Source organism: Methylobacterium currus (assembly GCF_003058325.1).
In the GTDB taxonomy this organism is placed as follows: domain Bacteria; phylum Pseudomonadota; class Alphaproteobacteria; order Rhizobiales; family Beijerinckiaceae; genus Methylobacterium; species Methylobacterium currus.
This window is the reverse complement of record NZ_CP028843.1, coordinates 5,938,270-5,964,010: the sequence shown is the minus strand read 5'-3', so window position 1 is coordinate 5,964,010 and position 25,741 is coordinate 5,938,270. Positions and strand designations below refer to the sequence as shown.

Sequence of the window (25,741 nt, the reverse complement as noted above, 5' to 3'; positions counted from 1 at the left end):
AAATGTTATATTGTTACAAATTTGGAGGTGCCCATGCCCGACGCTCGCCCGCAAAAGTCCCGCCTGCCCGTCACCGTCCTGTCCGGCTTCCTCGGCGCGGGCAAGACGACCCTTCTCAACCACGTGCTCGCCAACCGCGAAGGGCGCCGGGTCGCCGTCATCGTCAACGACATGAGCGAGGTGAACATCGACGCCGACCTCGTCCGGGCCGGCGAGGCCGGCCTGTCGCGCACCGACGAGCGCCTGGTCGAGCTGACCAATGGCTGCATCTGCTGCACCCTGCGCGACGACCTGATGCGGGAGGTGCGCCGCCTCGCCGAGGAGGGCCGCTTCGACGCGCTCCTGATCGAGAGCACCGGCATCTCCGAGCCGCTGCCCGTCGCCAGCACCTTCTCGTTCCGCGACGAGGCCGGGCATTCCCTGTCGGACGTCGCCCGCCTCGACGCGATGGTGACGGTGGTCGACGCGGTGAACCTGCTGCGCGATTACGGCTCGCACGACTTCCTGCGCGACCGCGGCGAGACCGCGGGCGAGGAGGATACGCGCACCCTGGTCGACCTCCTGGTCGAGCAGATCGAGTTCGCCGACGTGGTGGTGATCAACAAGGCCGACGACGTCGGCCCCGAGCAGCGCGACCTCGTGCGCAAGGTCGTGCGCGGCCTCAACGGCGATGCCCGGATCGTCGAGGCCGGGTTCGGCCGGGTGCCCCTCGGGGCCATCCTGGAGACCGGCCTGTTCAGCGAGGAGAAGGCCCAGGCCCATCCGCTCTGGTACAAGGAATTGTACGGTGCCGCCGAGCACGTGCCCGAGACCGAGGAATACGGCATCGGCTCCTTCGTCTACCGGGCGCGCCGGCCGTTCCACCCGGCGGCCTTCGACGCCTTCACCAAAGCCACCTGGCCGGGCCTGATCCGGGCCAAGGGCCATTTCTGGCTCGCGACCCGGCCGGACTGGGTCGGGGAATGGTCGCTCGCCGGCGCCGCCGCGCGGGTGACGCCGCTCGGGCGCTGGTGGGCCGCGGTGCCGCGCTCGCGCTGGCCCGATCATCCCGAATGGCGCGACCAACTCGCCCGCCACTGGAGCGACGTGTGGGGCGACCGGCGCCAGGAACTCGTCTTCATCGGCACCGGGCTCGACGAGGCGGCGATCCGGCATGCCCTCGATGACTGCCTCGTCGGATCGGAGCGCGGCTTCGTGACGGCGGACCGGACCCTGCCCGATCCGTTCCCGGCCTGGGAGCCGGGCTCGGTCTGAGGCACCCATGGTCCCGGCACCGATGTTCCCGAGCCTCCAGGCCTTGCGCGCCCGGGCGCGGGAGCAAGCCTCGGCGCGCCAGGACCTGACGGCCCGGGCCCGCCGCATGCTGGCGCTCACGGATGAGGACGCCCTCTCGGTGAACGAGATCGCCTGCGCCGATCCCGGCTGCCCGGACACCGAGACGGTGATCCTGCTGATGCGCGCCCGCATGCCGACCCGGGCCCTCAAGATCGGCAAGCCGATTGAGGGGGTGACCGATGCCGACATCGTGGCGGCGGAGCAGGGGGCTCCTGCGTAGCACCCTCGCCGGTCCTCCCCGGGGCGACCGGAGCATCGGGGCGGTTCCGGAGCGCGTCGGCGACGGGAGGAGGGACCGTCCCGCCGTCACGGCCGCCGGATGGCGCCGCACCGGTCGCGGAGCGCGGATTTCCGCGACATTTTCTCCGCCGGCTCCCCCGCCCGGCGCCGAAACCTTGATCCGGGCCGGCGCTTGCCGCATCGGCTCACCCTTCGTTCCGGGATCAGGACCAGACCATGGCCTCGCCACCCCATCCGGGCGCCCGCCGGTGACGCCGCGGGCATCCACGACCGCGCTGATGCCCGTCGCCGAGGCCGTGGCGGCGCTCGCCGCCCTGGCGCGTCCGGTCGCGGCCGTGGAGACGGGGACGGCCGAGGCCGGGGGCACCGTGGCTGCGCGGGACATCGTGGTCGGAACCGGCCGGCCGGAGGCGCGGACCGCCTTGCGTGACGGCTGGGCGGTGAGCGCCGCCGCGATCGTCGGCGCCTCGCCCTACGCGCCGGTGCGGCTCGCCCGTGCCCCCGCCTGGGTCGAGGCCGGTGCGCCGCTGCCCGCCGACGCCGACGCCCTGCTGCCGCCAGAGGCGGTGCCGCCAGAGGCGGTGCCGCCAGAGGCGGTGCCGCCGGAGGCGGCCGGTGGCGAGCCGCTGGAGATCGAGGTCGAGGTCGCCGCAGGGGAGGGAACGCGGGCTCCCGGCGCCGAAATGCCGTCCGGCGCGCGCCTCGTCATGGCGGGCGAGCGGGTGACCGCGCTGCAGGCCCTCGCCCTCGCCGCGGCCGGACTCGCGCAGCTGACGGTGCGCCGGCCACGCCTGCGGCTCCTCGCGGCGGTGCCCGACACCCTCACGCCGCTGCTCGGCGCCTGGATCGCCGCCCGCGGCGGCGTCGCCGAACCGGCGGCGCGGCCGGCGGAGGTCGATCCCCTCGCCGACGCCATCCTGGCGCCCGGCGCCGACGCCGTGGTGGTGATCGGCGGGACCGGACTGGGACGGCGTGACATCACCGCCTCGGCGCTCGCACGGGCCGGACGCCTCCATGCCCACGGCATCGCCCTTCGGCCCGGCGAGAGCGCCGGCTTCGGCGAGGCGGCGGGGCGGCCGGTGCTGCTGCTGCCGGGCCGGCCGGACGCAACCCTCGCCGCCTGGCTCGCGCTGGGTCGGCCGCTGCTGGCTGCCCTCGCCGGTGCCGGTCCGGAGACGACGCCGACGTTACCCCTTACCCGCAAGGTCGCCTCCGTCATCGGCCTCACCGAGGCGGTGTTCCTGCATCGGACGGCGTCCGGCGTCGAACCCCTCGGCGGGGCCGAGATCCCGCTTCACCGCCTGGCCCGGGCCGATGCCGCCCTGCTGGTGCCGCCGGCCCACGAGGGCTATCCCGCCGGGACCGCCGTCGAGGTGCTGCCGCTTTGACCCGTCCGCTTGCCGATACCTTCCTCGCCCGCCTCGCCGCCGCCGCGCGCCAGGAGCAGTTCCTGGCGGTGGTGAGCCGGGACGAGGCGATGGCGCGCTGGCGCGAGGCCGTGCCGCACGCGCCCCTGCTCCCTGAGACCGTGCCGCTGCCGGAGGCCCTGGGCCGGGTGCTCGCCGCCGACATCGCCTCGCCGATCGACGTGCCGCCCTTCGACCGCGCCCTGGTGGACGGTTTCGCGGTGCGCAGCGCCGACACGGACGGCGCCAGCGAGGCGGAGCCGCGCCGCCTCGTCCTCAACCGCGAGATCCTGGCCTGCGGGGTCGCGCCGGCGCTCACGGTCGGTCCCGGCACCGCGACGCCGATCGCCACCGGCGGCGTGCTGCCCCGCGGCGCCGACGCGGTGGTGATGATCGAGGCGACCGAGTTCGAGGACGGCCCCGAGCCGGGGATCGCCTTGAGCCAGCCGGCCGGCCCTGGCCGGTTCGTCGGCTATGCCGGCGCCGACATGGCGCGGGGCGAGACGGTGCTGCGCCGCTTCACCCTGGTGACCGCCCGCGAGATCGGCATGCTGGCAGCCTGCGGCCTCGCCGAGGTCCCGGTCGTGCGCCGGCCCCGCGTCGCGGTGCTCTCCACCGGGGACGAATTGCTGGCGCCGGGGTCGTCCCTGGCGCCGGCAAAGCTCTACGATTCGAACGGCGCCATCGTGGCGGCGAGCGTGACCGAGAATGGCGGCCTCGCCCTGCCGGGCGGCATCGTGCCGGACGACGAGGCGGCTTTGGAAGCGGCGCTGAACGGTGCCCTTGCGTCGGCCGACCTCGTGGTCCTGTCGGGCGGAACCTCGAAGGGGGCGGGCGACGTCTCCCATCGCATCCTGTCGCGGCTGGGCCAGCCCGGCATCCTGGTCCACGGCGTGGCGTTGAAGCCCGGCAAGCCGCTCTGCCTGGCCAAGGCCGGCGACGTGCCGGTGGTGGTGCTGCCGGGCTTCCCGACCTCCGCGATGTTCACCTTCCACGAATTCGTGGTGCCGCTGATCCGGGCCCTCGCCGGCCTGCCGGCCCGCGAGGAGGAAAGCGTGGAGGCGCGACTGCCGCAGCGCCTGCCCTCGGAGCTCGGCCGGACCGAATACGTGATGGCGGCGCTCTCCCGCGGCACGGATGGGCTGGTGGCGCTGCCGCTCGCCAAGGGCTCGGGGGCGGTCACGGCCTTCTCGCAGGCCGACGGGTTCTTCGCCGTGCCGGCGACCCGGGCGGGGATCGAGGCCGGCGAGACGGTGCGCGTGTCCCGGATCGGCCGGGCGGCACGGCCGCCGGACCTGATGATCGTCGGCAGCCACTGCCTCGGCCTCGACCGCCTGGTCGGGCGTCTCGCCGGCCGCGGCGTGTCGGCCCGCACCCTCTGGGTCGGCTCCGCCGGGGGGCTCGCCTCCTTGCGCCGGGGGGAATGCGACCTCGCGGCGATGCACCTGCTCGACCCCGAGACCGGGCGCTACAATGCGCCCTACCTCACCGCCGGCCTCGCCCTGGCGCCGGGCTGGCGCCGGCTTCAGGGCGTGGTGTTCCGCGCCGGCGATCCCCGCTTCGAGGGCGTCTCGGCGAAAGACGCGGTGAGCCGGCTCCTCGCCGACGACGCGGCCGTGATGGTCAACCGCAATACCGGCGCCGGCACGCGGGCCCTGATCGAGGGGCTTTTGAACGGCGCCCGGCCTGCCGGCTACTGGAACCAGCCGCGCTCGCACAACGCGGTCGCCGCGGCGGTGGCGCAGGGCCGGGCCGATTGGGGCGTGGCGATCTCCACGGTGGCGAAGGATTACGGCCTCGGCTTCCTGCCGCTCACCGAGGAGCATTACGATTTCGCCTACCGGGAGGCGCGCCGCGACGAGCCGGCCCTGGCGGCGTTCCTGAGCCTCCTCGATGATGAAGGTCTCGCCGCCGAGCTCGCCGGCCTCGGCTTCACGCGGGCAGGAGCGTGACGATGCGGGTCATCGGGCTTGCCGGCTGGTCGGGTGCGGGCAAGACGACGCTGCTGGTGCGGCTGATCCCGGCCTTCCGCGCCCGGGGCTTGCGGGTGGCGACGGTCAAGCACGCCCACCATGCCTTCGAGGTCGACCAACCCGGCAAGGATTCGTTCCGCCATCGCGAGGCGGGAGCGACCGAGGTGATCGTGTCGTCGAGCCGCCGCAATGTGCAGATCCGCGAGGTCGAGGAGGAGGCGCGCCTCTCCGCCCTGCTGCGGCGGCTCGGGCCGTGCGACCTTGTGGTGATCGAGGGCTTCAAGCGCGAGGCGCATCCGAAGCTCGAGGTCTACCGCCACGCCAATGGCCGCCCTCCGCTCCACCCGGATGATTCCCGCATCGTCGCGGTGGCGAGCGACCATCCCTTCCCGGAGGCCGGCCGGCCGGTCGTGCCCCTCGACGCGGTGGAGGCCGTGGCCGATATCGTGCTGGCGCGGTCCGAGCCTCTCGCCGCGGTGCTGGAGAGGCTTGAATCTCAAAGGGTCGAAACTCATGGCGCAGCTGACTGACGACTGCTTCGCCTTCGGCGGCCCGCTGCTCTCGGTGGACGAGGCCGCCGCCCTGATCGGCGAGCGGCTGCCGGTGCTCGCCGGGATCGAGACGCTGCCCCTGATCGAGGCCGACGGGCGGATCGCCGCCGCGGACGTGACGGCCGGCCTCGACCTGCCGCCCTTCGACAATTCCGCCGTCGACGGCTACGCCGTGCGCTTCGCCGATCTCGCCGCCGGGACCGAGACCGTGCTGCCGGTGCGCGGCCGCCTGCCCGCTGGCGCCGCGCCGGAGGGCGCGGCGCTCGCACGATGCGCGATGCGGATCTTCACCGGGGCGCCGATGCCGCCGGGGGCCGATACGGTGTTCATGCAGGAGGACGCGCGGCGCGAGGGCGACGCGGTCGCGCTGCCCGCCGGCCTCCAGCCAGGCGCCAACCGGCGGCTCGCCGGCGAGGATGTCCGCCGCGGCAGCCTCGTGATCCCCGCCGGTCGCCGCCTGACCCCGCCCGACCTGGCGCTCGCCGCGGCCACCGGCCACGCTCGGATCGCGGTGCGCCGCCGCCTGCGTGTCGCGGTGTTCTCGACCGGCGACGAGCTGGCCGAGCCGGGCGCTCCGTTGCGGCCCGGCGCGATCCACGATTCGAACCGCGTGCTCCTCGTCGCGCTGCTGCGCCGCCTCGGGACCGAGGTGAGCGATCTCGGCATCCTGCGCGACGATCCCGCCCTCCTGCCCGAGCGCCTGCGCGCGGCCGCGAGCGGCCACGACCTCATCCTCACCTCGGGCGGCGTCTCGACCGGCGAGGAGGACCACGTCAAGGCGGCGGTGGAGGCCGCGGGCCGGCTGGTGTTCTGGCGCCTCGCGATCAAGCCCGGCCGGCCGGTCGCCATGGGGCTCATCGGCGACACCGCCTTCGTGGGACTGCCGGGCAACCCGGTCGCGGTCTACGTCACGCTGCTGTTCGTGGTCCGCCCGCTGCTCGCCCGTCTCGGCGGCGCCAGGCTCGACGCCCCGCCGAGCGAGCCTGCCCGCGCGGCCTTCCGCTACGCCAAGAAGGCGGGGCGGCGGGAATATGTCCGCGTCTCGCTACGGCGGGGCACCGACGGCGTGGTGGAGGCGGTGAAGTTCCCCCGCGACGGCGCCGGCGTGCTGTCCTCGCTCACCGGCAGCGACGGTCTCGCCGAGCTGCCCGAGGCGATGACGGGGGTGGAGGAGGGGGACCGGGTCGAGGTGTTTCGCCATCCGCTGCTGTGGTGAGGCGAAAGTAGTGGCTGTCCGCCCCGGAAGCGGCTTACGGACGTCGACACGGGCGGATCCCGCCTGGGAAAGGGACGCTCATGATCGGCTACGTGACCCTCGGAACGAACGACCTGGAGCGGGCGGCGCGGTTCTACGACGCCCTGGCCCGGGAGATGGGCGCCGGCCGCATGATGGAGAGCGACCGCTTCATCGCCTGGGGCACGCCCGGCGGCGCCGGCATCGGGCTGATCACGCCCTATGACGGCAACCCGGCCAGCGTTGGCAACGGCGTCATGGTGGCGCTCGCCGCGAAGGACCGGGAGCAGGTCGACCGCCTGCATCGCCTGGCGCTCGACCTCGGCGGCGGCGACGAGGGGAAGCCGGGCCCGCGCGGCGGCTCCTACGCGGCGTATTTCCGCGATCCCGACGGCAACAAGCTCAACGCCTTCGTCATGGCGGCGGATGGAGCGTGAGGCCGTGGCGGGGCGGGGCACCCGGTCCCGGTCCGCCCGCCTTCGCGGGGTAAGCTGGACGGTGTCCCGTCGCGCCCTTACGGTGCCGCCGTGACATTCATAGCTGACGGGGAGTGGGATTCATGGGCGCGGGTGCGAAGACGTCGCGGTGGGTGACGGGTGCGATGCTGGCGCTCGCGGCGACGCAGGCCCTCGCGGCCGATGAGCCCTCGCGCCTCGACCAGGTCATCGAGCGCAAGGTCCTGAACATCTGCACGACCGGCGACTACCGGCCGTTCTCGTACCGCCCCGACGGCGCCAACGACTTCGTCGGCATCGACATCGATCTCGGCCGCTCCCTCGCCAAGTCGCTCGATGCCGAGGCGGTCTTCATCCAGACCAAGTGGTCGAACCTGCTCGCCGACTTCAAGGCGAAGTGCGACGTCGCGATGAGCGGCATCTCGGTGACGCTGCCGCGCCAGCGCGAGGCCTTCTTCAGCGACATGTACCTCGTCAACGGCAAGGCGCCGATCGTGCGCTGCGACGACGTCTCCAAGTACCAGACGACGGAGGCGATCAACCAGCCCGCGACCCGCGTCGTCGTCAACCCGGGAGGCACCAACGAGAAATTCGCCCGCGCCAACCTCGCCAAGGCGCAGATCCAGCTCTTCCCGGACAACCGCGTCATCTGGCAGGAGATCGCTCAGGGGCGCGCCGACGTGATGGTCGCCGAGTCGGTCGAGGTAAAGCTGCAACAGACGCTGCATCCGGGCCTCTGCGCGGTGAACCCCGACCAGCCGCTCCAATACGGCGAGATGGGCTTCCTGCTGCCGCGCGGCGACACGGTGTTCAAGGCCTATGTCGACCAGTGGCTGCACCTGGCGAAGGCGTCGGGCGAGTTCGACCGGATCTTCAATGCCAACATGAAATGACCATTGGCAGGGGTGTTCGACGCTCGCCGAACACCGCGAACAGGACGGTCACGCGTAGAGCTTGAGCAAGCTTTGGGCAGATTGATAAGCCAGAGCATGCGCGGGTGAACCGATCGCGTCCCGATTGCTGGCGTTCCGCAGGTTCGCCCCTTCGCCGGCGGAGTCGGCCTCTTTCAGGGAGCCGAGTCCGCCGGTCGCACCCGGTGCCACCCGGCCTTTCGATGAATCGGGCGAGGCACCAGCCACGTCGCCGTCCGTTCTTGCCTGGGTGGAGGCTTCGTCGCTCCCGACGTCTTTGGGCTTCTCGTCGGGTGCCGAGGTTTGCAGCGTGAGAATGGTGCTCAGCGACACGCGATCAGCCGGGGCACGCGACCAAACGACCGACATCGGCGTGGAGGATGGCGGCTTGGGTGTCTCCGAGGAGCTGGTCGTCTCCGGAGGCGCCGTCGAACCGGTCGTCGCTCGTTTGGTGTCGGCCGACGGGATGGAGGAGTACGTCTTCAGTCTCGCGAGGGACGTCAGACTCGAATGGGCACTGAGGCTCGTCACGACGTACGTTTCCTTGGGGATAGAGAATATTTTCTCACCTCGGCGCTCGGCCTTACCGTCGCGATCCCAAGAATAGTCGAGACCTGTTGATCTCCCGTGCGGGGGATGCGTCGCATTTGAGGCATCGGGTCCGGGTGGGGGCGACGGCCGCCATCCCACACGGCGCGATACGACGTCCCGCCTGGGCTTGTGGTAGCCGGTCCGCTCGCCGCTCCTGGCCGAAATCCACGGTGTCCGGCGGCCGGGATCACCGCCGACGGAGCCGCGCCATCGGCGCGAAGGTCAGATTGGCACCCGGCATCGTTGCGGGCCGGCCCGGAAGAGCCGGCCCGCCTGCGCGATCCGTCAGTGACCGTGCGCGGGCTCCCGCGCCGGCTCCGGCGCGTGCACCGCCCCCGGTGCCGCGTCCAGGTTCTCCGCCCGCACCCGCCGGCGCTGGAAGAACCGCATCGCGACCACGAAGAAGACCGGGACCAGGATCACCGCCAGCACGGTGGCGGAGATCATGCCGCCCATCACGCCGGTGCCGATCGCCTGCTGGCTCTTCGAGGCCGCGCCAGTCGCGATGGCGAGGGGCACGACGCCGAAGATGAAGGCGAGCGAGGTCATCACGATCGGGCGGAAGCGCAGGCGCGAGGCCTCGATCGTCGCCGGCACCAGCCTGGTGCCGGGCTTCCACAGCTCGCGGGCGAACTCGATGATCAGGATAGCGTTCTTGGCCGACAGGCCGATGATCGTGATGAGGCCGATCTTGAAGTAGACGTCGTTCGGCATCTCGCGGATCAGCACGCCGGCGACCGAGCCGATCACGCCGAGCGGGATGACCAGCATCACCGCGAGCGGGATCGACCAGCTCTCGTACAGGGCCGCCAGGCACAGGAACACGATCAGAACCGAGAGGGCCAGCAGCAGCGTCGCCTGCGAGCCGGCCTGCTTCTCCTGCAGCGACTGTCCGGTCCAGGTATAGCCGAAGCCCTTCGGCAGCTGGGTCATCAGCCGCTCCATCTCGGCGATCGCCTCGCCCGAGGTGAAGCCCGCCGCCGGCTCGCCGGTGAAGCGGACCGACTGGTAGCCGTTGAAGCCGATGATCTGGGCCGGGCCGACGCTCCATTTCAGGTCGGCGAAGGACGACATCGGCACCATCGTGCCGAGGTGGTTCTTCACGCCGTAGTTCAGCAGGTCGGTGGCGTTGAGGCGCTGACCGTCCTCGGCCTGGACGATCACCCGCTGCATCTTGCCCCGGTTGGGGAAGTCGTTGGTGTAGACCGAGCCGAGATTGACCTGGATCGTGTCGTTGATGTCGGCGAAGTTGACGCCGAGCGCCGCCGCCTTCTCGCGGTCGATCACCAGCTCCGCCTGCGGCGCGGGCGGAAGGCCCTCGACATAGACGTTCTTGAGGATCGGGCTCTTGCGGGCCAGCGCCAGCAGCTGCTCCTGGGCGGCCATGAGGGCCGCGTAGCCCTTTTGGGCCCGGTCCTGGAGGCGGAAGCTGAAGCCCGAGGCGTTGCCGAGGTTGTCGATCGGCGGCGGCTCGAGCGCCTGGATCACCGCGTCGCGGTAGCTCGCCATCGCCTTGTTGGTGCCCGCCACCAGGGCAGCGGCGCTCTGGTCCTTGCCGCGCTGCGACCAGGGCTTGAGCGTCACGAAGGCCTGCGAGGTCATCTGGCCCTGGCCCGAGAACGAGAAGCCGTTGACGATCGTCACGGTCGCCACGCCCGGCTGGGCCAGCAGGTGCTCCTCGGTCTTCTTCACCGCCGCGAGCGTGCGGTTGAACGAGGAGCCCGGCGGGGTCTGGATGTCGACGGTGAAGAAGCCCTGGTCCTCGACCGGCAGGAAGCCCTCGGGCAGGCGCACGAAGGCGTAGGCCACGCCCGCCACCAGGATCAGGTAGACCACCATCATGCGGCCGGACTTCGCCACCGCCCAGGCGACGCCGCGGCCGTAGCGCGCGGTCTCGCGGTCGACGATCCGGTTGAACCAGCCGAAGAAGCCGCGCTTGGCGTGGTGATGGCCGGGCTCGACGGGCTTGAGGAGCGTGGCGCAGAGCGCAGGCGTCAGCGAGAGCGCCAGGAAGGCCGAGAAGGCGATCGAGGTCACCATCGCGATCGAGAACTGGCGGTAGATGATGCCGACCGAGCCGGGGAAGAACGCCATCGGGATGAACACCGCGACGAGCACCAGCGTGATACCGATGATCGCCCCGGTGATCTGGCCCATCGCCTTGCGGGTCGCCTCCTTGGGCGACAGGCCCTCCTCGGCCATGATCCGCTCGACGTTCTCCACCACCACGATCGCGTCGTCGACCAGGATGCCGATGGCGAGCACCATGCCGAACATGGTGAGCACGTTGATCGAGAAGCCGGCGAGCAGCATGATCGTGCAGGTGCCGAGCAGGGCGATCGGCACCACGATCGTCGGGATCAGGGTGTAGCGGATGTTCTGGAGGAACAGGAACATCACGATGAACACCAGCACCACCGCCTCGACGAGGGTGTGCAGCACCTTCTCGATCGACGCCTCGACGGCAGGGGTGATGTCGTAGGGAATGTCCCACTTCACCGTGTCGGGGAAGAACTGCGACAGCTCCTCCATCTTGGCGCGGATCGCCTTGGCGGTGTCGAGGGCGTTGCCGTCGGGGGCGAGGGTCACCGAGATGCCGGCCGCTGGCCCGCCATTGAGGCGGGTGGTGAACTTGTAATCCTCGCCGCCGAGCTCGATCCGGGCGACGTCGCGCAGGCGCACGGTCGAGCCGTCGGGGTTCGCCCGCAGCACGACCGCGCCGAACTCCTCGGGCGCCCGCATCTGGCCCTTCACGACGATCGGGAAGTTGACCTTGTGCGCCTCCGGGCTCGGCTGGGCGCCGACGGCGCCGGACGCGATCTGGACGTTCTGGCGCTGGATCGCCTGGGTCACGTCGGAGGCGTTGAGCGACAGGCCGCGCAGCTTGTCGGGGTCGATCCAGACCCGCAACGAGCGCTCGGTCGAGTACAGGGTGGCGCGGCCGACGCCCGGGATGCGCCGGATCTCGTTGATGACGTTGCGGATGAGGAAGTCGCCGAGCGCGACCTCGTCCATCGAGCCGTCCTTCGAGACGAGGGTGATGATGTTGAGGGTCGCAGCCGAGGCCTCCTCGACCAGGATGCCCTGCTGGCGCACTTCCGCCGGCAACCGCGCCTCGACGCGCTTGAGGCGGTTCTGCACCTCGACGCCGGCATAGCCCGGATCGGTGCCGGGCTCGAAGTTCGCGGTGATCTCGACGACGCCGAACGAGTCGCTCGCCGATTCGAAGCTCTGGATGTTGGCCGCGCCGTTCAGCTCATCCTCGATGAGGCGCGTGGTGCCGGTATAGAGGTCCTCGACCGAGGCGCCCGGGAAGGCGGTCGAGAGGGCGATCGAGGGCGGCGCGATGATCGGGTACTGCGCCACCGGCAGCATCGGGATCGTCAGCACGCCACCGAGACAGATGAACAGTGCGACGACCCAGGCGAAGATCGGCCGGTCGATGAAGAAGCTCGCCAACGTGGTGCCCTCCCTCAGCGCTGCTCGGTCGAGGCGGGCGCGGACGGGGCGCCAGCTCCGGCCGCCGCCATCGTGGTGGTCTCGAACGGCACGGTCGCGACCTTCGTGCCGGCGACGATCTTCTGGAAGCCCTCGGCGACGACCCGGTCGCCCTCCTTCAGCCCCTCGCGGATCACCCACTGGCCCTCGACGACGGGACCGACCTCGACCGGCTGGAGCACCACCTTCTCGTCCTGGCCGACGAGCCAGACCTGGGCGCGGCCGTCGTTGGAGCGGTGCACCGCCTGCTGCGGCACCGCGATGGCGTCGGAATCGATGCCCTGCTTGATCCGGGCGCGCACATACATGCCGGGGAAGAGTTCGCCGTGCGGGTTCGGCACCACGGCACGGAGCGTCACCTGGCCGGTGCTCGGATCGGCGGTCACGTCGGAGAACAGCAGGCGGCCGGGCTCGGGATAGAGCGAGCCGTCATCCATGATCACGCGCACGCTCGCCACGTCGGCGGCGAGGCGGTCGAGCTCGCCGCTGGCGAGGTCGCGGCGCAGCTTGTTCAGCTCGCCGACCGACTGGGTGATGTCGACATAGATCGGGTCGAGCTGCTGGATCGTCGCCAGGTTGCTGGCGCCGCCCTGCTCGACGAGAGCCCCTTCCGTGACCAGCGCCCGGCCGATGCGGCCCGAGATCGGCGCCCGCACGTCGGTGTAGCCGAGATTGAGCTGGGCCCGGTCGCGTGCGGCCTTGGCGCCGGCGACCTCGGCCTCGGCCTGCTTCTGGGCCGCGAAGGCGGCGTCGTACTGGGCCTGGCTCGCGGTCTGGCGGGTGAGCAGGGTCTCCAGGCGCTCGGCCTGCTGGCGCGCGAGCACCAGGGCGGCCTCGGCCTTGGCGAGGGTCGCCTCGGCGCTGGCGAGGTCGGCCCGGAACGGCATCGGGTCGATCTTGTAGAGGACGTCGCCCTCCTTGACCTGGCTGCCCTGCTCGAAGGTGCGCTTGATGACGAGGCCGGCGACGCGCGCCCGCACCTCGGCGATGCGGGTCGGGGCAGCCCGGCCCGGCAGGTCGCGCTCGTAGGGGATCGGCTGGTGCTTGACCGTGACGATCGAGACTTCCGGCGGGGCGGCCGGGGCCGCGGGGGCGGCGGCCTGCTCGGCCGGCTTGCAGGCGGCGAGCCCGAGGAAGAGGGCGGTCGCTCCGAGGAGGATGCGGCGGCGTTGGGTCACGGGCGGGTCTTTCCTGCGCGGTTTTCGGGAAGCGGCCGGGGCGCGTCGCGCCGCCGGGCGTCCGGGCAAAGGTCGGGCAAAGATCGGTCCTGGCTCGCAATCGGGCGAGCCTCGGGGCACGCGCGTCGGCGCTAAGGCCACGCGGCAGCGGCGAGCCGTCAGGCTCGCAGCGTTCGGAGGCGGAGATGTGACGGTGCGTCCGCTTCCGCCACGGAAGCGACGGGCGGGCCGTCAGCCGCGGCCCTTCGGCGGGCGCTCGGGCAGGGCGGCACCGGCCTGGACCAGGGCGCCGAGGCGGCGCGGCGGCAGCAGCGTGGCGGCGGAGGCGGCCGGGCCGTCGGTCGGGCAGGCGAGGTTCGGGCTCGCCGCACCGCTGTCGTCCGGACGGGGATTGTCGACGCCGCCCGCCGTGAGGGTGCAGGCCGGGCTCTTCACCCAATGCGCGTGCAGGCTGGCCATCGGCGAGGCGCCGTGGCTGGCGCGCAGGACCGGCTCGGGACGGCCGGACGCGGCATCCGCCGCCGACATCGCCAGAAGGGCGAAGCCGAGGCCGAGAAGGGCGGTCGCGCAGAGACGCGCGAGAGATGTCCAGATGCGGCCGGTCACGGAGCGGAACATTGGGGGTTCCGACCGCACCGCACAAGGCGCCGCGACATTCTGTCAAGGCCGGCACCGGGTCGGGGCGGCCGCATCCGGGGGCTTGATCGAACCGGCGCACAGCCGTACCGGTTTTTCGAAATCAAGCCGGGGAGGGAAGCCCATGAGCGCGGCGCGGGACGTCTACATCTGCGATTACGTGCGCACGCCGATCGGCCGCTACGGCGGGGCGCTCGCCAAGGTGCGGGCGGACGATCTCGCGGCGGTGCCGCTGGCGGAACTCGCGCGGCGCAACCCGGCCCTCAAGGAGGCGGTGGAGGAGGTCTTCCTCGGCTGCGCCAACCAGGCCGGCGAGGACAACCGCAACGTCGCCCGCATGGCGCTGCTCCTCGCCGACTACCCCGAGCGGGTGCCGGGCCTGACCCTCAACCGTCTCTGCGCCTCGGGCCTGGATGCGGTCGGGGCGGCGGCGCGGGCGATCCGGTCCGGCGACCTCGACCTCGCGGTGGCGGGCGGCGTCGAATCGATGACCCGGGCGCCGTTCGTGATGGGCAAGGCCGAGGGCGCGTTCCAGCGCCAGGCCGAGATCCACGACACCACGATCGGCTGGCGCTTCATCAACCCGGTGCTCAAGCACCAGTACGGCGTCGATTCGATGCCGGAGACCGCCGAGAACGTCGCCGAGGATTACCAGGTCGCCCGCGCCGATCAGGACGCCTTCGCCCTGCGCTCGCAGCAGCGGGCGACCCGGGCGCAAGGAGACGGCACCTTCGCGCGTGAGATCGTCGCGGTCGAGATTCCCGACCGCAAGGGCGGCCACGTCAAGGTCGAGCGCGACGAGCACCCGCGCGCCGACACGACGGCCGAGGGCCTCGCCAAGCTCAAGCCGTTCGTAAGGAAGGACGGGACCGTGACTGCCGGCAACGCGTCCGGCGTCAACGACGGCGCCGCCGCCCTGGTGCTGGCCAGCAGAGAGGCCGCCGAGCGCCACGGCCTCACCCCGATCGCCCGGGTGCTCGGCCTCGCCTCGGCGGGCGTGCCGCCGCGGGTGATGGGCATCGGCCCGATCCCGGCGGTGGAGAAGCTCTGCGCCCGCCTCGGCCTCAAGCCGTCCGACTTCGACGCGGTGGAGCTGAACGAGGCCTTCGCCTCGCAGGCGCTGGCCTGCCTGCGCGGCCTCGGCCTGCCCGACGATGCCGACCACGTGAACCCGCATGGCGGCGCGATCGCGCTCGGCCATCCGCTCGGCATGTCGGGCGCCCGCATCGCCGGCAGCGTCGCGCTCCAGCTCGCCCGGACGGGCGGGCGGCTCGGCCTCGCCACGATGTGCGTCGGCGTCGGCCAGGGCGTGGCGCTGGCGGTCGAGCGCGTCGGCTGAGCGGACGCGTCCGCGGCGGGGCGACGCATCGCCGTCCCGTCCCACCGTGGAAAAGGTCCGGGGCAGGAGCGAATTCCCCGTGATCGGCACCGTCCTCCCGCACTGCACCATGGCATGGCGGGGCGGCATGGTCTAAGCATGGCCCACTCTCGCCCGTCCCCCAGGAACCGCCCGGACGCTTCTCCCTCCGGAGATCGCCGCGGCGCAGACGATCCCATGACCCGCTACAGCCTCACCTCCGGCCCCGCCCTCCCGTCGCCCGGACGAAGCCGCCGCTTCGCCCTCCGGTCCCGGTAAGGCAGCCCGATGCCCAGCAAGAACGGACCGCGCCCGGGCTCGGACGAGCCCCTGGCCGGCGCCACCGAAGCGGACGACCCGGAATCGGAGTTCCTGGCGGTCCTCGGCCAGCGCGTCCGCACCATGCGGGCGGTGCGGGCGATGTCGCGCAAGGTTCTGTCGCAGACCTCCGGGCTGTCGGAGCGCTACATCGCCCAGCTCGAGGGCGGGCAGGGCAACGTCTCGATCATCCTCCTCCGCCGGGTGGCGCTCGCCATGGGGGTGCGGCTCGAGGACCTGATCGCCGCGGTCGAGAGCCCGCCGGACTGGCCGGTGGTGCGCGACCTGCTGGCCAAGGCCGGGCCCGACCAGGTCGCCGAGGCCAAGCGCGTGCTCTCGGGCGCGGCGGCGCCCGGGGAGGGGCCGACGCAGCGCGTCGCGCTGATCGGCCTGCGCGGCGCCGGCAAGTCGACCCTCGGGCGGATCCTCGCCGAGCGGATGGGCTGGACCTTCGTCGAGCTCAACCGCGAGATCGAGCGCGAGAACGGCCTGTCGGTGGCGGAGATCTTCGCGATCTATGGCCAGGAGACCTATCGCCGCCTGGAGCAGGGGGCCCTGCGCCAGCTCGCCGAGCGGCCAGGCCCGATGGTGCTGGCGACCGGCGGCGGCATCGTCGCCGAGCCGGTCACCTTCGACCTGCTGCTCTCGTCGTTCTTCACCGTCTGGCTCAAGGCGCGGCCTGAGGAGCACATCCATCGGGTGCGCGAGCAGGCCGCCAAGGGCCTCGCCCAGGCCCGGATGCCCGACAGCGACAACGCGCTGCGGGAGATCCGGGCCGTGCTGATGAGCCGCGAGCCGCTCTATGCCCGGGCCCGCGCGGTGATCGACACCGCCGACCACACCGTCGCCGAGACCGCCGCCGAGCTGACCGGCCTGGTCGAGGGCTATCTCGGCGGCACGCGGCGCGGGGCTTGAGCACATGTCACGACACTCCCGCCGCGCCATCGCGAGCGGCGCCGGTGATCGGGAGTGTCGTGAGAGACGCTGAGGCCCGGCCGCCACAGACGGCGCGGGCTTTTCGGAAAATCGCCGTCGCCGCGGCAGACCGCACGCATTCTGGCCGCAAATGAGTCGGCAGGCTCATCGGCTCTGATAGGGAACGCGTCGGGGTCGAGGAGCACGATGGAGAGTTCGAACCGGGCTGAGAGCTACGAGCCGGCGCGCGGCGCGGCTGCGGGCGAGGTGGTCGAGGCGGCGCATTTCTCCGCCATCCGCAGCGTCCGCACCGAGGCCGAGGCGCTCGTGACCCTCGCCCGCGCCCTCGACCACGAGCTGAAGGCCGGCTTCGGCGCCGCCGTCGCGGCGATCCATGACATCCCGGGCCGGGTGATCGTGTCGGGCATCGGCAAGAGCGGCCATATCGGGCGCAAGATCGCCTCGACGCTGGCCTCCACCGGCACGCCGGCCTCCTTCATCCACCCGAGCGAGGCCAGCCACGGCGACCTCGGGATGATCACCTCGCAGGACATCGTCATCGCCCTGTCCTGGTCGGGCGAGACGACCGAGCTCGGCGACCTCATCAGCTTCGCCAAGCGCTTCGCCGTGACGCTGATCGGCATGACCGCGAACCCGGGCAGCACGCTCGGCCAGGCCGCCGACATCCTGCTGCCGCTGCCGCTGGTGAAGGAGGCCTGCCCGCACAACCTCGCGCCGACCTCGTCGAGCGTGATCCAGCTCGCGCTCGGCGACGCGCTCGCGGTAGCGCTTCTCGAGCGCCGCGGCTTCTCGGCCAGCGACTTCAAGGTCTTCCACCCCGGCGGCAAGCTCGCGGCCCGGCTCAAGACCGTGGCCCAGCTGATGCATGCCGGCGAGGAGATGCCGCTGGTGCCCCGCGGCATCCGGGTCTCGGAGGCGCTGATCGCCGTGATGGGCAAGCGCTTCGGCTGCGCCGGCATTGTCGACGAGGGCGGCCGGCTCGTCGGCATGATCACCGACGGCGACGTGCGCCGCCACATGAGCCGGGGCGACGGCCACAGCGACCTCCTCGCCCGCCGGGTCGAGGAGGTCATGACGCCCGCGCCGATCACCACGACCCCCGGCACCTTCGCCAGCGCCGCCCTGGAGCTGATGAACCGCAGCCAGATCACCGCCCTGTTCGCGGTGGAGCGCGGACGCCCGGTCGGCATCCTGCACATCCACGACATCCTGCGGGCGGGAGTGGTCTGACGCCGGGTTATCGCGGGAGCAGGCGCGACAGCGTCCCGACCCCGACCCAGCCCCAGTAGACCCGATGATGGGCGATGAGCCCATTGGCGGACAGGTCGATCATCTCCACCAGGTCGATCTGGTCGCCGTCGGGCGTCTCGCGCGGATATTCCCACGCCAGCTGGCGCCCCTCGGAGAGGACGACGTTCGTGCGGTACCAGCGGCCGAGGCCGTTCTCCGGCGACCGGAACCCGTCCTCGAAGAAGACCCGGATCGCGGTCCTGCCCTCGAGGATCCCGGTGCCGCCCTCAGGCCGGGCCACCCGGACCAGCGGACTCTCGAAGACGGCATCCTCAGCGTAGAGCGCCATCAACCCGTCGATGTCGCGACGCGTGACGGTCTCGTGCCACTGCTCGTGGATGTGGCGGATGGCGGTGTCTGCGCTCATGGTCGAGTCCCCTCCGGCGCCGATCGATGGCCGGTGCCGGACGGTAGCCCTGCGCATGCCGCGGACGCTTCGGTGGCCGCCGAAGCGAACGCCCCGCTCAGTACGGAACGCCGCCTTGCCGCTTGTCCCGCAGCGCCTCGGCGTACCACGTCAATTCGTCGAGGAACCGCCCGGCCGGGCGCTCCAGCCAGGGCTGGAGCGGGCGGCCCTCCTCGTCGAGCGCCTTCTGGATCTCGGGGATCGGCAGCAGGGAGGGGATGCTCGGCGTGCCGAGCTCGCCCAGCATGGCGCGCAGCTGCATCGCCGCCCGGACGCCGCCGTAGCGGCCGGCGGAGTAGCAGACGATGGCGGAGGGCCGCCAGAAATACTCCTCCAGGAAGTGGTCGAGGGTGTTCGACAGGGCCGGCGGGATGCTGTGGTTGTACTCCGCCGAGACCACCACGAAGGCGTCCGACCGGCGGAGTAGCGTCGCCAGCCGCTCCAGCGGCTCCGGCGCCTCGCCCTTGGGATATTCCTTGTACATCCGCGTGAGCAGGGGCAGGGCCAGTTCGGCCGGATCGACCACGGGCGCCTCGTGGCCGCGGGACGCGAGGGCGCCCGCGACGTAGCGGGCGGCGCGCAGGCCGCTGCGCCCCTGGCGCACCGAGCCGAGGATGACCGGGATGACGAGAGCCATGGTGGAACTCCGGGTGGATGTGACGCCTCCCGGAGCCTACAGGGTCGTGGCAGGATCTCACATCATGCCGAGGAACCGCGGCAGCCACAGCGAGATCGCCGGGACGTAGGTCACGATGACGAGGAAGATCAGCATGGTCAGGAGCCACGGCCAGACCGCGACGGTCAGCTCCGTGATGCCCATGCGGGTGATGCCCGACGCGACGTAGAGATTGAGGCCGACCGGCGGGTGGCACATGCCGACCTCCATGTTGACCACGATCAGGATGCCGAAATGCACCGGATCGATGCCGAGCTTGGCGGCGATCGGGAACAGGATCGGCGCCATGATGAGGACGATCGAGGACGGCTCCATCACGTTGCCGGCGACGAGCAGCAGCAGGTTGACGATCAGCAGGAACACCACCCAGTTGAGGCCGGCCCCGGTGATCCAGCTCGCCATCGCCTGCGGGATCTGCTCGCTCGTCATCAGGAACGAGAACAGCACCGCGTTGGTGATGATGTAGAGCAGCATCGCGCTCATGTTCGCCGAATCGAGCAGCACCCGCGGCACGTCGCGCCAGGTGAGGTCGCGGTAGACGAACAGCGCGATCACGAAGGCGTAGACGGCGCTGACCGCCGCGGCCTCGGTCGGCGTGAAGGCGCCGCTATAGATGCCGCCCAGCACCAGGACGATCAGCAAGAGGCCCCAGACCGACTTGCGGAACGCGACCCAGCGGTCGCGCCACGTGGCCTTCGGCATCCGCGGATAGCCGAACTTGCGCGCGCGGTACCAGGTGGTGAGGCCGAGCAAAGCGGCCAGCATCAGGCCCGGGATCACGCCCGCGACGAAGAGCGTCGAGATCGAGGCCGAGGAGACGCGCTGGCCGTCGGGCCCGAACACCACCGCGCCGCTCGTCGCCACCGAGTACATCACCATGACGATCGAGGGCGGGATCAGGATGCCGAGCGCCCCCGAGGTGGTGATCACCCCGGCGCCGAAGCGCTTGGGAAACCCTTGCGCCACCATGGCGGGCAGGATGATCGATCCGATCGCCACCACGGTGGCCGGGCTCGATCCCGAGATGGCGGCGAAGAGCGCGCAGGCCATGACACCGGCCAGCCCCAGGCCGCCGTGCCAGTGGCCGACCATCGCGGTGGCGAAGTTGATCATCCGCCGGGCGACGCCGCCATGGGTCAGGAAGTTGCCCGACAGGATGAAGAACGGGATCGCCATGATCTCGAAATTCTCGATCCCGGTGAACAGCTTGAGCGCCACCGCCTCGATCGGCACGGTGGTCATGGTGAACAGGAAGGTGAGCACCGAGAGGCCGAGCGCGATCGAGATCGGCATGCCGGTGAGCATCAGGGCGATCAGCAGCCCGAAGATGATGGCAGCGTTCATCGGGCAGGGCCTCCGGTGCGGGCTTCCTCGGCAGCGAGGTCCTGTGCGGCGTGCGGGCTCTCGACAACGCCCTCGACATGGCCCGGATCGTGGTGGGGCAGCTCTCCGGTGCGCCAGAAGCTCCACGCTACCTGCAGGAAGCGGAAGCACATCAGGTAGGAGCCCAAGGGGATCGCCAGGTAGACGATCCAGCTCGGCAGCTCGAGGTCCGGCGTGGTCTGGTCGGTATCGACGAGGCCGTAGACGAAGCGCGCTCCCATCGTGCCGACGATCGCGGTGAACAGGGCGCCGCAGAGGAGGCCGAACAGCACGATCCGGTTGCGCCAGGCCGGAGGCAGCTGGTTCACCGCCACGTCGACGCCGACATGGATGCCGGTGCGCACGCCATAGGCGGCGCCGAACTTCGCCATCCAGACGAACATGTAGATGCACAGCTCCTGGGCCCAGGAGAGGTGGATCGCGGCGGTGATGGAATAGAGCGCGTCGATGCCCGACGCGTAGCGGTGCACGACGGCGACGAAGATCAGAAGCGTCGCGCCCGCCATCAGGCTCGCGATCAGGATCTCCTCGAGGCGGTCGAGGATGCGCAGGGGGTGCATGGGGTCTCCCGGGGGGCGGAGCGAAGCGTGTTGTCTCGAGTGGGGGGGCGTCAGGGCGCGTCGCCCGCGGGCCGAAGGTCGGCCTCCGGCCAGGGAAAGCGGATGGTGCGGTCGCGCAGGCCCGCCAGCACCACCTCGACGCCGCCGGACTTCACCATCCATTCGAGGCGGTGGTCGCGGTATTCCCGCCGGCGTCCCCCGGTGGTGTAGAGGTCGGCGGCCTCCGCCATCCGGGCCGCCGCCGCGTCGAACTCCCGAAAGGTCTCCGCGACCGAGGGGCGCTCGCACATCCGGGCGTGCCAGCGCGCGAGCCGGCTGCCCTCCGCCGGGCCGAGCCCGTAATGCGCCGAGCGGTTGACCATCGGGGCCACCGCCGCGTCGGCCCAGCCGAAACGCTCGCCCCCGAACCACGGTGCGTCGCCGAGGCGGCCGGTCAGCCAGTCCTGCAACACTTTCGTCTGTGCCGCGGCTTCAGCGCGCAGATGGTCGGCGAGCGCCCCGGTGGCGCGGCGGAACCACAGGATCTCGCCGAAGCCCCAGTTCACCGCCTCGTACTGGGTGTCGCAGACCTCCTCGGTCATGCGGGCGACGGCGCGGGCGGCGGGATCGCCAGGCAGCAGCGGCGGCTCGGGCCAGCGTTCCTCGATGTATTCGAGGATCACGGTCGATTCGAAGATGCTGACATCGCCGTCGACCAGCACCGGCACCTCGGTGCGGGGATTGGCCGCCGCGAACCGACCGTCGCTCCGGCCGGTCCCGAAGGTCTCCGGCAGCTCGGCCGTGAAGGCCACGCCCTTCTCGCGCAGGGCGATCTTGACCTTCTGCGCATAGGACGAGAGCGGGTGCTCGTAGAGCAGCATGGCGTTGGTCCCCCCGCAAACCGTCCCGTTCGTTTGGCGGCAGTGTCGCACGCGGCGGCACGTCGGGTGAACCCGACGATGGTTGGTGCCGACCGAAAAGATCGGTCCCCGGCCCGGGGCTGTTCGGCACGATGCGCGGCGGCATATGACGCGGAGCCAACGCCACGCACCGAGGACCCACCGCCATGCGCCGCATCCGCGCCCTCCGGGCCGCCTGCCTGCTCGTCGCCGCCACCCTCGCCCTCCCGGCTCGGGCGGCGGAGCCCGCGACGGTGTTCGCGGCGGCGAGCCTGAAGAACGCCCTCGACGAGGCCGGCAAGGCCTTCACGGCCGAGAGCGGGATCCCGGTGCGGGCGAGCTACGCCGCCTCCTCGGCGCTGGCGCGCCAGATCGACCAGGGCGCCCCTGCCGACCTCTTCGCCTCGGCCGACCTCGAATGGATGGACTACCTCGCCGTCCGCAAGCTGATCCGGCCCGAGACCCGGGTGAACCTTCTCGCCAACCGCCTCGTCGTGGTCGCCCCGAAGGACGCGAGGCTGTCCGAGGCGGCGTTCACGCCGGACTGGTTTGCCCGGGCGCTCGGCCCCGGCGGGCGGCTTGCCACCGGCGAGGTCAATTCGGTGCCGATCGGCAAATACGCCAAGGCGGCGTTCGAGAAGCTGGGGCTGTGGGCGCAGATGCAGCCGCGGCTCGCCCAGGCCGACAACGTGCGGGCGGCCCTCGCGCTGGTCTCCCGCGGCGAGGCGCCGCTCGGCGTGGTCTACGAGAGCGACGCGAAATCCGATCCGGGCGTGAAGGTGGTGGCTGTGTTTCCGGAGGGCAGCCACCCGCCGGTGGTCTATCCCTTCGCGGTGACGGCGGAGGCGAAGGGCGAGGGCGGCGCCCGCTTCCTCACCTACCTGAGGAGCAAGGCTGCCCGGCGCTTCTTCGAGGCGCAAGGCTTCACGATAATCGGGGAGGGGGCGTCGCAGTAGGACGGCCGCGCGTCACGCGAGCCTGCCGACGCGTGGCGCGTGCGCCAGGACGGCGTCGGGCGCGCCAACGCCGCCGCGCGAGCGGCCGATGCCCCCGCCGCCGGCCACAGCAGGCCGGATATGTGGCCACGCTCGACGGCCGGCCTCTCATCCCGCGCCGCCGGCGGGCCAGATGACGCAGAGGGAGAGTCGCGATCCGGGGCAACCCGCCGGGGCCTCCGACGTTCTCGGCACCGTGGCGCGGCCCTTTTGCGGGCCTGCGTGGTTGCGGCCAGCGAAAGGAGGTTGCCGATGATGGACAACATCGTTCAGGGATTCACCCAGTTCCGCGAGCAGGTTTTCCCGAGCCAGCGCTCCGTCTATCAGCGCCTCGTCCATGACGGCCAGAAGCCGAAGGCCCTGGTGATTTCCTGCGCCGATTCCCGCGTCGTGCCGGAGCTGATCACCCAGGCCGGGCCAGGGGAATTGTTCGTCACCCGCAACGTCGGCAACATCGTGCCGCCCTTCGCCACGATGATGGGCGGCGTGACCGCGGCGGTCGAGTACGCCGTGATGGCGCTCGGCGTGCGCGACATCGTGGTCTGCGGCCACTCGGATTGCGGCGCCATGAAGGGCCTGCTCACTCCCGGCCTCGCCGAGACGATGCCGAGCGTCGCGGCGTGGCTGCGCCACGGCGAGGTCGCCCGCAAGATCGTCTGCGACGCCTATCCGGACGACATCGACGACAAGCGCCGCCTCCACGCCCTGGCGATGGAGAACGTGCTGGCGCAGCTCAACCACCTGCGCACCCATCCGGCGGTGGCGAGCGCGCTGGCCTCCGGCCAGCTCACCCTGCACGGCTGGCTGTTCGAGATCGAGACCGGGCACCTGCTGGTCTATGACGGCGATGTCGGGCGCTTCGTGGTCCTGGCCGAGGAGGACACGCTGCCGGTGGCCGAGGCCGCCGTCGCGCCCCGCCTCGCCGCCGCCGGCGTGGCGACGCCGGAGGCGCGGGCGGCCGAGTAGCGCAGCGATCGCGAGAAGCGCAGCGACGGATTGACAGGCGAGGAGCGGCAGGTGAGGACCCCCGGCATGGCCGAGACCCGACCCGACCGCTCCCGCGACGCCGCCTTCGCGTGGATCGCCGCCATTGCCACCCTGGCGACCATCGTCGTCGCCAATGTCGCGCCGGCCCGGGGGCCGGCGCCCCAGCCCGCGGTCCTGTCGCCGGCCGACGATCCCGGCTGCCGCGAATGGACCGATTCCTGCCGCGTCTGCACCCGCGACGCCGACGGGATCCATTGCTCGACGCCCGGCTTCGCCTGCCAGCGCGCGGCCCTGCGCTGCACCGGACGCTGACCGACGCCGCGATCCCGTCCACGGTTCCGCCGAGGCGGGCTCCCATGTCGATCCGGGCCGTCACGGGACACCGCCGGGTGACGCGGTACGGTCCCGGCTCCGGCGCGGCGGGTCAGGCGGAGGTCGAGATCGCCGCCACCCATGGGGGCGCCGTGCCGGTGCGGTCCTCCGCCAGGGCATAGCCGTTCCGGCCCAGGCGCTTGGCCCGATAGAGCGCCGTGTCGGCCGACGCGAACAGCGCCTCCCGGTCGCACGCGGCACCGGCGCCCTTGAGGGCGATGCCGACGCTGACGGTGACGACGCCGTGCCCGTCCGGACGTCCCGGATGACCGATGCCGAGCGCCTCGACGGCGCGCACCAGGGCGGCGCCGAGCCGGACCGCCTCCGGCGCGCCGACGTCGCGCACGATGAAGGCGAACTCCTCCCCGCCGAAGCGGGCGGCCAGGATGTCGGGCAAGGTGCCGGGACCCTGCACGAAGGTCGCCAGCACGGCCGCCACCCGGCGCAGGCAGGCATCGCCCGCGGGATGCCCGAGGGTGTCGTTGAACGGCTTGAAGTGATCGACGTCGATCATCATCAGGGCGGCGGGGCGCTCCTCGGCGAACCAGGCCTCGGCAGTCTCGTCGAGGACGCGGCGGTTCGGCAGCCCGGTGAGGGCGTCGGTGCCCGAGAGCCCCTGATAGAGCCGGCGCGCCTCTTCGGCCGCCTCGGAGGCGAGCTGCGCCGCCAGGGTCCGCAGGTACTCGCGGCAGCGCAGTTCCTCCATGCGGAAATTGGCGTAGAGGCTGAACGCGCAGGCGGTCGCGAATTGCAGGCAGAACACCTCGCGCAGGGTCGGGTCGAGGCCCGCCTTGGTGTCGACGGCGAGGACGGCGCAGGCGAATGCCACGATCGAGAAGGCGAGCGCGTGGCGGAAGCGCATCGCGATCAGGACGTTGCCGTAGATGACGACCAGGATCGACTCGGCGAAGGTGTAGTTGCCCAACGGCGCCTGTGTCAGCCAGAAAAACAGGATCGGACCCGCGACGCCCACCATCATGCCGGCCAGGACCAGCGCTTCGCGAGCGGTCGGCCCGACATGGGCGATCAGCCCGGCAATCACCAGCGCCATCGGCGTCACGATCAGCAGGCGGATCACGATGCTCAGTCCGGCGATGTCCGGGGTGAGCGAGAAGCTGGTGAGGTTGTAGACGTTGTAGATGATCATCCCGACCGGGATGAGCCGCAGCAGCCCGGCGACGCGGGCCCGGCCGTGCTCAGCCTCGTGTCGGGCCTCGACGAAGTCATCGAATCGCAGCAGCCGGTCCAGGCGCCCGGTGAGGTCCGGCTCGCGCTGGCGCATGGCGTTGTCGTCGACAGTCAAGGTCACACGCCGTTGCCGGTCCTGCCAGAGGGATATCTTCCGCTAGGGCAAACCGACTAACTATCCGTGAATCGCGGCCGAACGCTCGGAAAGGAGCTTCTCGTAAAATGGGGCTTGCTCCTCGGTTTCGATGATGGTCGTCCTTCGATGATCGTCGTGAGCGGGGATCTCGCGACGCCCCGCGCCCGCGCCGGACCGGTCGTGGGAGCCGCCGCATCGCTGCCATGCCCCTCCACGTCTTGCGGTTGCGGGCGGCCTCCGGCACTCCTCGG

24 protein-coding genes are annotated in these 25,741 nt (G+C 71.6%); 14 read left to right on the top strand and 10 right to left on the bottom strand.

The features are described 5' to 3' along the window. Nucleotides 1–33 precede the first annotated feature (33 nt). The 8 genes from zigA (at nt 34) to DA075_RS27300 (ending at nt 8,087) form a co-directional block, all read left to right on the top strand. The gene (gene zigA / locus DA075_RS27335; protein ID WP_099955906.1) at nt 34–1,254 is read left to right on the top strand and encodes a zinc metallochaperone GTPase ZigA; all 1,221 of its coding nucleotides are present in this window, start codon (nt 34–36) and stop codon (nt 1,252–1,254) included. A 7-nt stretch (nt 1,255–1,261) separates the two neighbouring features. Next, nucleotides 1,262–1,555, top strand: a complete 294-nt coding sequence (locus DA075_RS27330; RefSeq protein ID WP_244936387.1) for a hypothetical protein — start codon at nt 1,262–1,264, stop codon at nt 1,553–1,555. 298 nt (nt 1,556–1,853) lie between these two features. Beyond that, nucleotides 1,854–2,963, top strand: coding sequence for a molybdopterin-binding protein (locus tag DA075_RS27325; RefSeq protein ID WP_174800127.1), 1,110 nt, complete (start codon nt 1,854–1,856; stop codon nt 2,961–2,963). Further along, nucleotides 2,960–4,933 (top strand): molybdopterin biosynthesis protein, encoded by a 1,974-nt coding sequence (locus DA075_RS27320; protein WP_099955904.1) that lies wholly within the window; start codon nt 2,960–2,962, stop codon nt 4,931–4,933. The genes DA075_RS27325 and DA075_RS27320 overlap by 4 nt, the downstream gene beginning before the upstream one ends. Nucleotides 4,934–4,935: 2 nt before the next feature. After that, nucleotides 4,936–5,484, top strand: a complete 549-nt coding sequence (gene mobB / locus DA075_RS27315) for a molybdopterin-guanine dinucleotide biosynthesis protein B (protein ID WP_099955903.1) — start codon at nt 4,936–4,938, stop codon at nt 5,482–5,484. Beyond that, entirely contained in the window at nt 5,468–6,721 is a 1,254-nt protein-coding gene (locus DA075_RS27310; protein ID WP_099955902.1) for a molybdopterin molybdotransferase MoeA, read from the top strand. The genes mobB and DA075_RS27310 overlap by 17 nt, the downstream gene beginning before the upstream one ends. Nucleotides 6,722–6,801: 80 nt before the next feature. Continuing rightward, entirely contained in the window at nt 6,802–7,176 is a 375-nt protein-coding gene (locus DA075_RS27305) for a VOC family protein (protein ID WP_099955901.1), read from the top strand. Nucleotides 7,177–7,298: 122 nt separating this feature from the next. Further along, nucleotides 7,299–8,087 (top strand): transporter substrate-binding domain-containing protein, encoded by a 789-nt coding sequence (locus DA075_RS27300; protein WP_244936384.1) that lies wholly within the window; start codon nt 7,299–7,301, stop codon nt 8,085–8,087. Nucleotides 8,088–8,135: 48 nt separating this feature from the next. On the opposite strand, the gene DA075_RS36125 is transcribed toward DA075_RS27300, so the two are convergent. From DA075_RS36125 to DA075_RS27280, 4 genes are all read right to left on the bottom strand, one after another. Further along, entirely contained in the window at nt 8,136–8,636 is a 501-nt protein-coding gene (locus DA075_RS36125) for a hypothetical protein (RefSeq protein ID WP_123834452.1), read from the bottom strand. Between the two features lie 345 nt (nt 8,637–8,981). Next, complete coding sequence (locus tag DA075_RS27290; protein ID WP_099955899.1) at nt 8,982–12,155, bottom strand: efflux RND transporter permease subunit; 3,174 nt, start codon at nt 12,153–12,155, stop codon at nt 8,982–8,984. Between the two features lie 14 nt (nt 12,156–12,169). After that, complete coding sequence (locus DA075_RS27285) at nt 12,170–13,372, bottom strand: efflux RND transporter periplasmic adaptor subunit (protein ID WP_099955898.1); 1,203 nt, start codon at nt 13,370–13,372, stop codon at nt 12,170–12,172. Between the two features lie 231 nt (nt 13,373–13,603). Further along, nucleotides 13,604–13,990 carry a hypothetical protein gene (locus tag DA075_RS27280; protein ID WP_099955897.1) on the bottom strand — a complete coding sequence of 129 codons (387 nt, stop codon included), beginning with the start codon at nt 13,988–13,990 and terminating at the stop codon, nt 13,604–13,606. Nucleotides 13,991–14,132: 142 nt separating this feature from the next. Here DA075_RS27280 and pcaF point away from each other — a divergent pair, with 142 nt between their 5' ends. From pcaF to DA075_RS27265, 3 genes are all read left to right on the top strand, one after another. Next, a complete protein-coding gene (pcaF, locus tag DA075_RS27275; RefSeq protein ID WP_099955896.1) occupies nt 14,133–15,347 on the top strand; it encodes a 3-oxoadipyl-CoA thiolase in 1,215 nt (404 codons plus the stop codon). A 306-nt stretch (nt 15,348–15,653) separates the two neighbouring features. Next, nucleotides 15,654–16,598: a helix-turn-helix transcriptional regulator gene (locus DA075_RS27270; RefSeq protein ID WP_099955895.1), complete on the top strand. Its 945-nt coding sequence runs from the start codon at nt 15,654–15,656 to the stop codon at nt 16,596–16,598. A 207-nt stretch (nt 16,599–16,805) separates the two neighbouring features. Then, nucleotides 16,806–17,849: a KpsF/GutQ family sugar-phosphate isomerase gene (locus tag DA075_RS27265; RefSeq protein ID WP_099955894.1), complete on the top strand. Its 1,044-nt coding sequence runs from the start codon at nt 16,806–16,808 to the stop codon at nt 17,847–17,849. A gap of 7 nt (nt 17,850–17,856) precedes the next feature. Here the strand turns inward: DA075_RS27265 and DA075_RS27260 are convergent, their stop codons facing one another. The 5 genes from DA075_RS27260 to DA075_RS27240 all read right to left on the bottom strand — a co-directional run bounded on the left by DA075_RS27260 (nt 17,857) and on the right by DA075_RS27240 (nt 21,794). Continuing rightward, the gene (locus tag DA075_RS27260) at nt 17,857–18,276 is read right to left on the bottom strand and encodes a YybH family protein (RefSeq protein ID WP_099955893.1); all 420 of its coding nucleotides are present in this window, start codon (nt 18,274–18,276) and stop codon (nt 17,857–17,859) included. A 97-nt stretch (nt 18,277–18,373) separates the two neighbouring features. Continuing rightward, a complete protein-coding gene (locus tag DA075_RS27255; protein WP_099955892.1) occupies nt 18,374–18,952 on the bottom strand; it encodes an NADPH-dependent FMN reductase in 579 nt (192 codons plus the stop codon). A gap of 57 nt (nt 18,953–19,009) precedes the next feature. Next, nucleotides 19,010–20,335 (bottom strand): TRAP transporter large permease, encoded by a 1,326-nt coding sequence (locus DA075_RS27250; RefSeq protein ID WP_099955891.1) that lies wholly within the window; start codon nt 20,333–20,335, stop codon nt 19,010–19,012. After that, on the bottom strand, nt 20,332–20,934 hold the full coding sequence (locus DA075_RS27245) for a TRAP transporter small permease (protein WP_099955890.1): 603 nt from the start codon (nt 20,932–20,934) through the stop codon (nt 20,332–20,334). The genes DA075_RS27250 and DA075_RS27245 overlap by 4 nt, the downstream gene beginning before the upstream one ends. Nucleotides 20,935–20,984: 50 nt before the next feature. Then, nucleotides 20,985–21,794, bottom strand: coding sequence for a glutathione S-transferase family protein (locus DA075_RS27240; protein ID WP_099955889.1), 810 nt, complete (start codon nt 21,792–21,794; stop codon nt 20,985–20,987). Between the two features lie 185 nt (nt 21,795–21,979). Between DA075_RS27240 and modA the strand changes: the two genes are divergently transcribed. The 3 genes from modA (at nt 21,980) to DA075_RS27225 (ending at nt 24,106) form a co-directional block, all read left to right on the top strand. Beyond that, a complete protein-coding gene (modA, locus tag DA075_RS27235) occupies nt 21,980–22,768 on the top strand; it encodes a molybdate ABC transporter substrate-binding protein (RefSeq protein ID WP_099955888.1) in 789 nt (262 codons plus the stop codon). Between the two features lie 294 nt (nt 22,769–23,062). Then, a complete protein-coding gene (locus DA075_RS27230) occupies nt 23,063–23,773 on the top strand; it encodes a carbonic anhydrase (RefSeq protein WP_099956841.1) in 711 nt (236 codons plus the stop codon). A 66-nt stretch (nt 23,774–23,839) separates the two neighbouring features. Next, nucleotides 23,840–24,106: a hypothetical protein gene (locus DA075_RS27225; protein ID WP_099955887.1), complete on the top strand. Its 267-nt coding sequence runs from the start codon at nt 23,840–23,842 to the stop codon at nt 24,104–24,106. A gap of 112 nt (nt 24,107–24,218) precedes the next feature. Here the strand turns inward: DA075_RS27225 and DA075_RS27220 are convergent, their stop codons facing one another. Beyond that, nucleotides 24,219–25,475 (bottom strand): GGDEF domain-containing protein, encoded by a 1,257-nt coding sequence (locus DA075_RS27220; RefSeq protein ID WP_123834450.1) that lies wholly within the window; start codon nt 25,473–25,475, stop codon nt 24,219–24,221. Nucleotides 25,476–25,741: the final 266 nt, after the last annotated feature.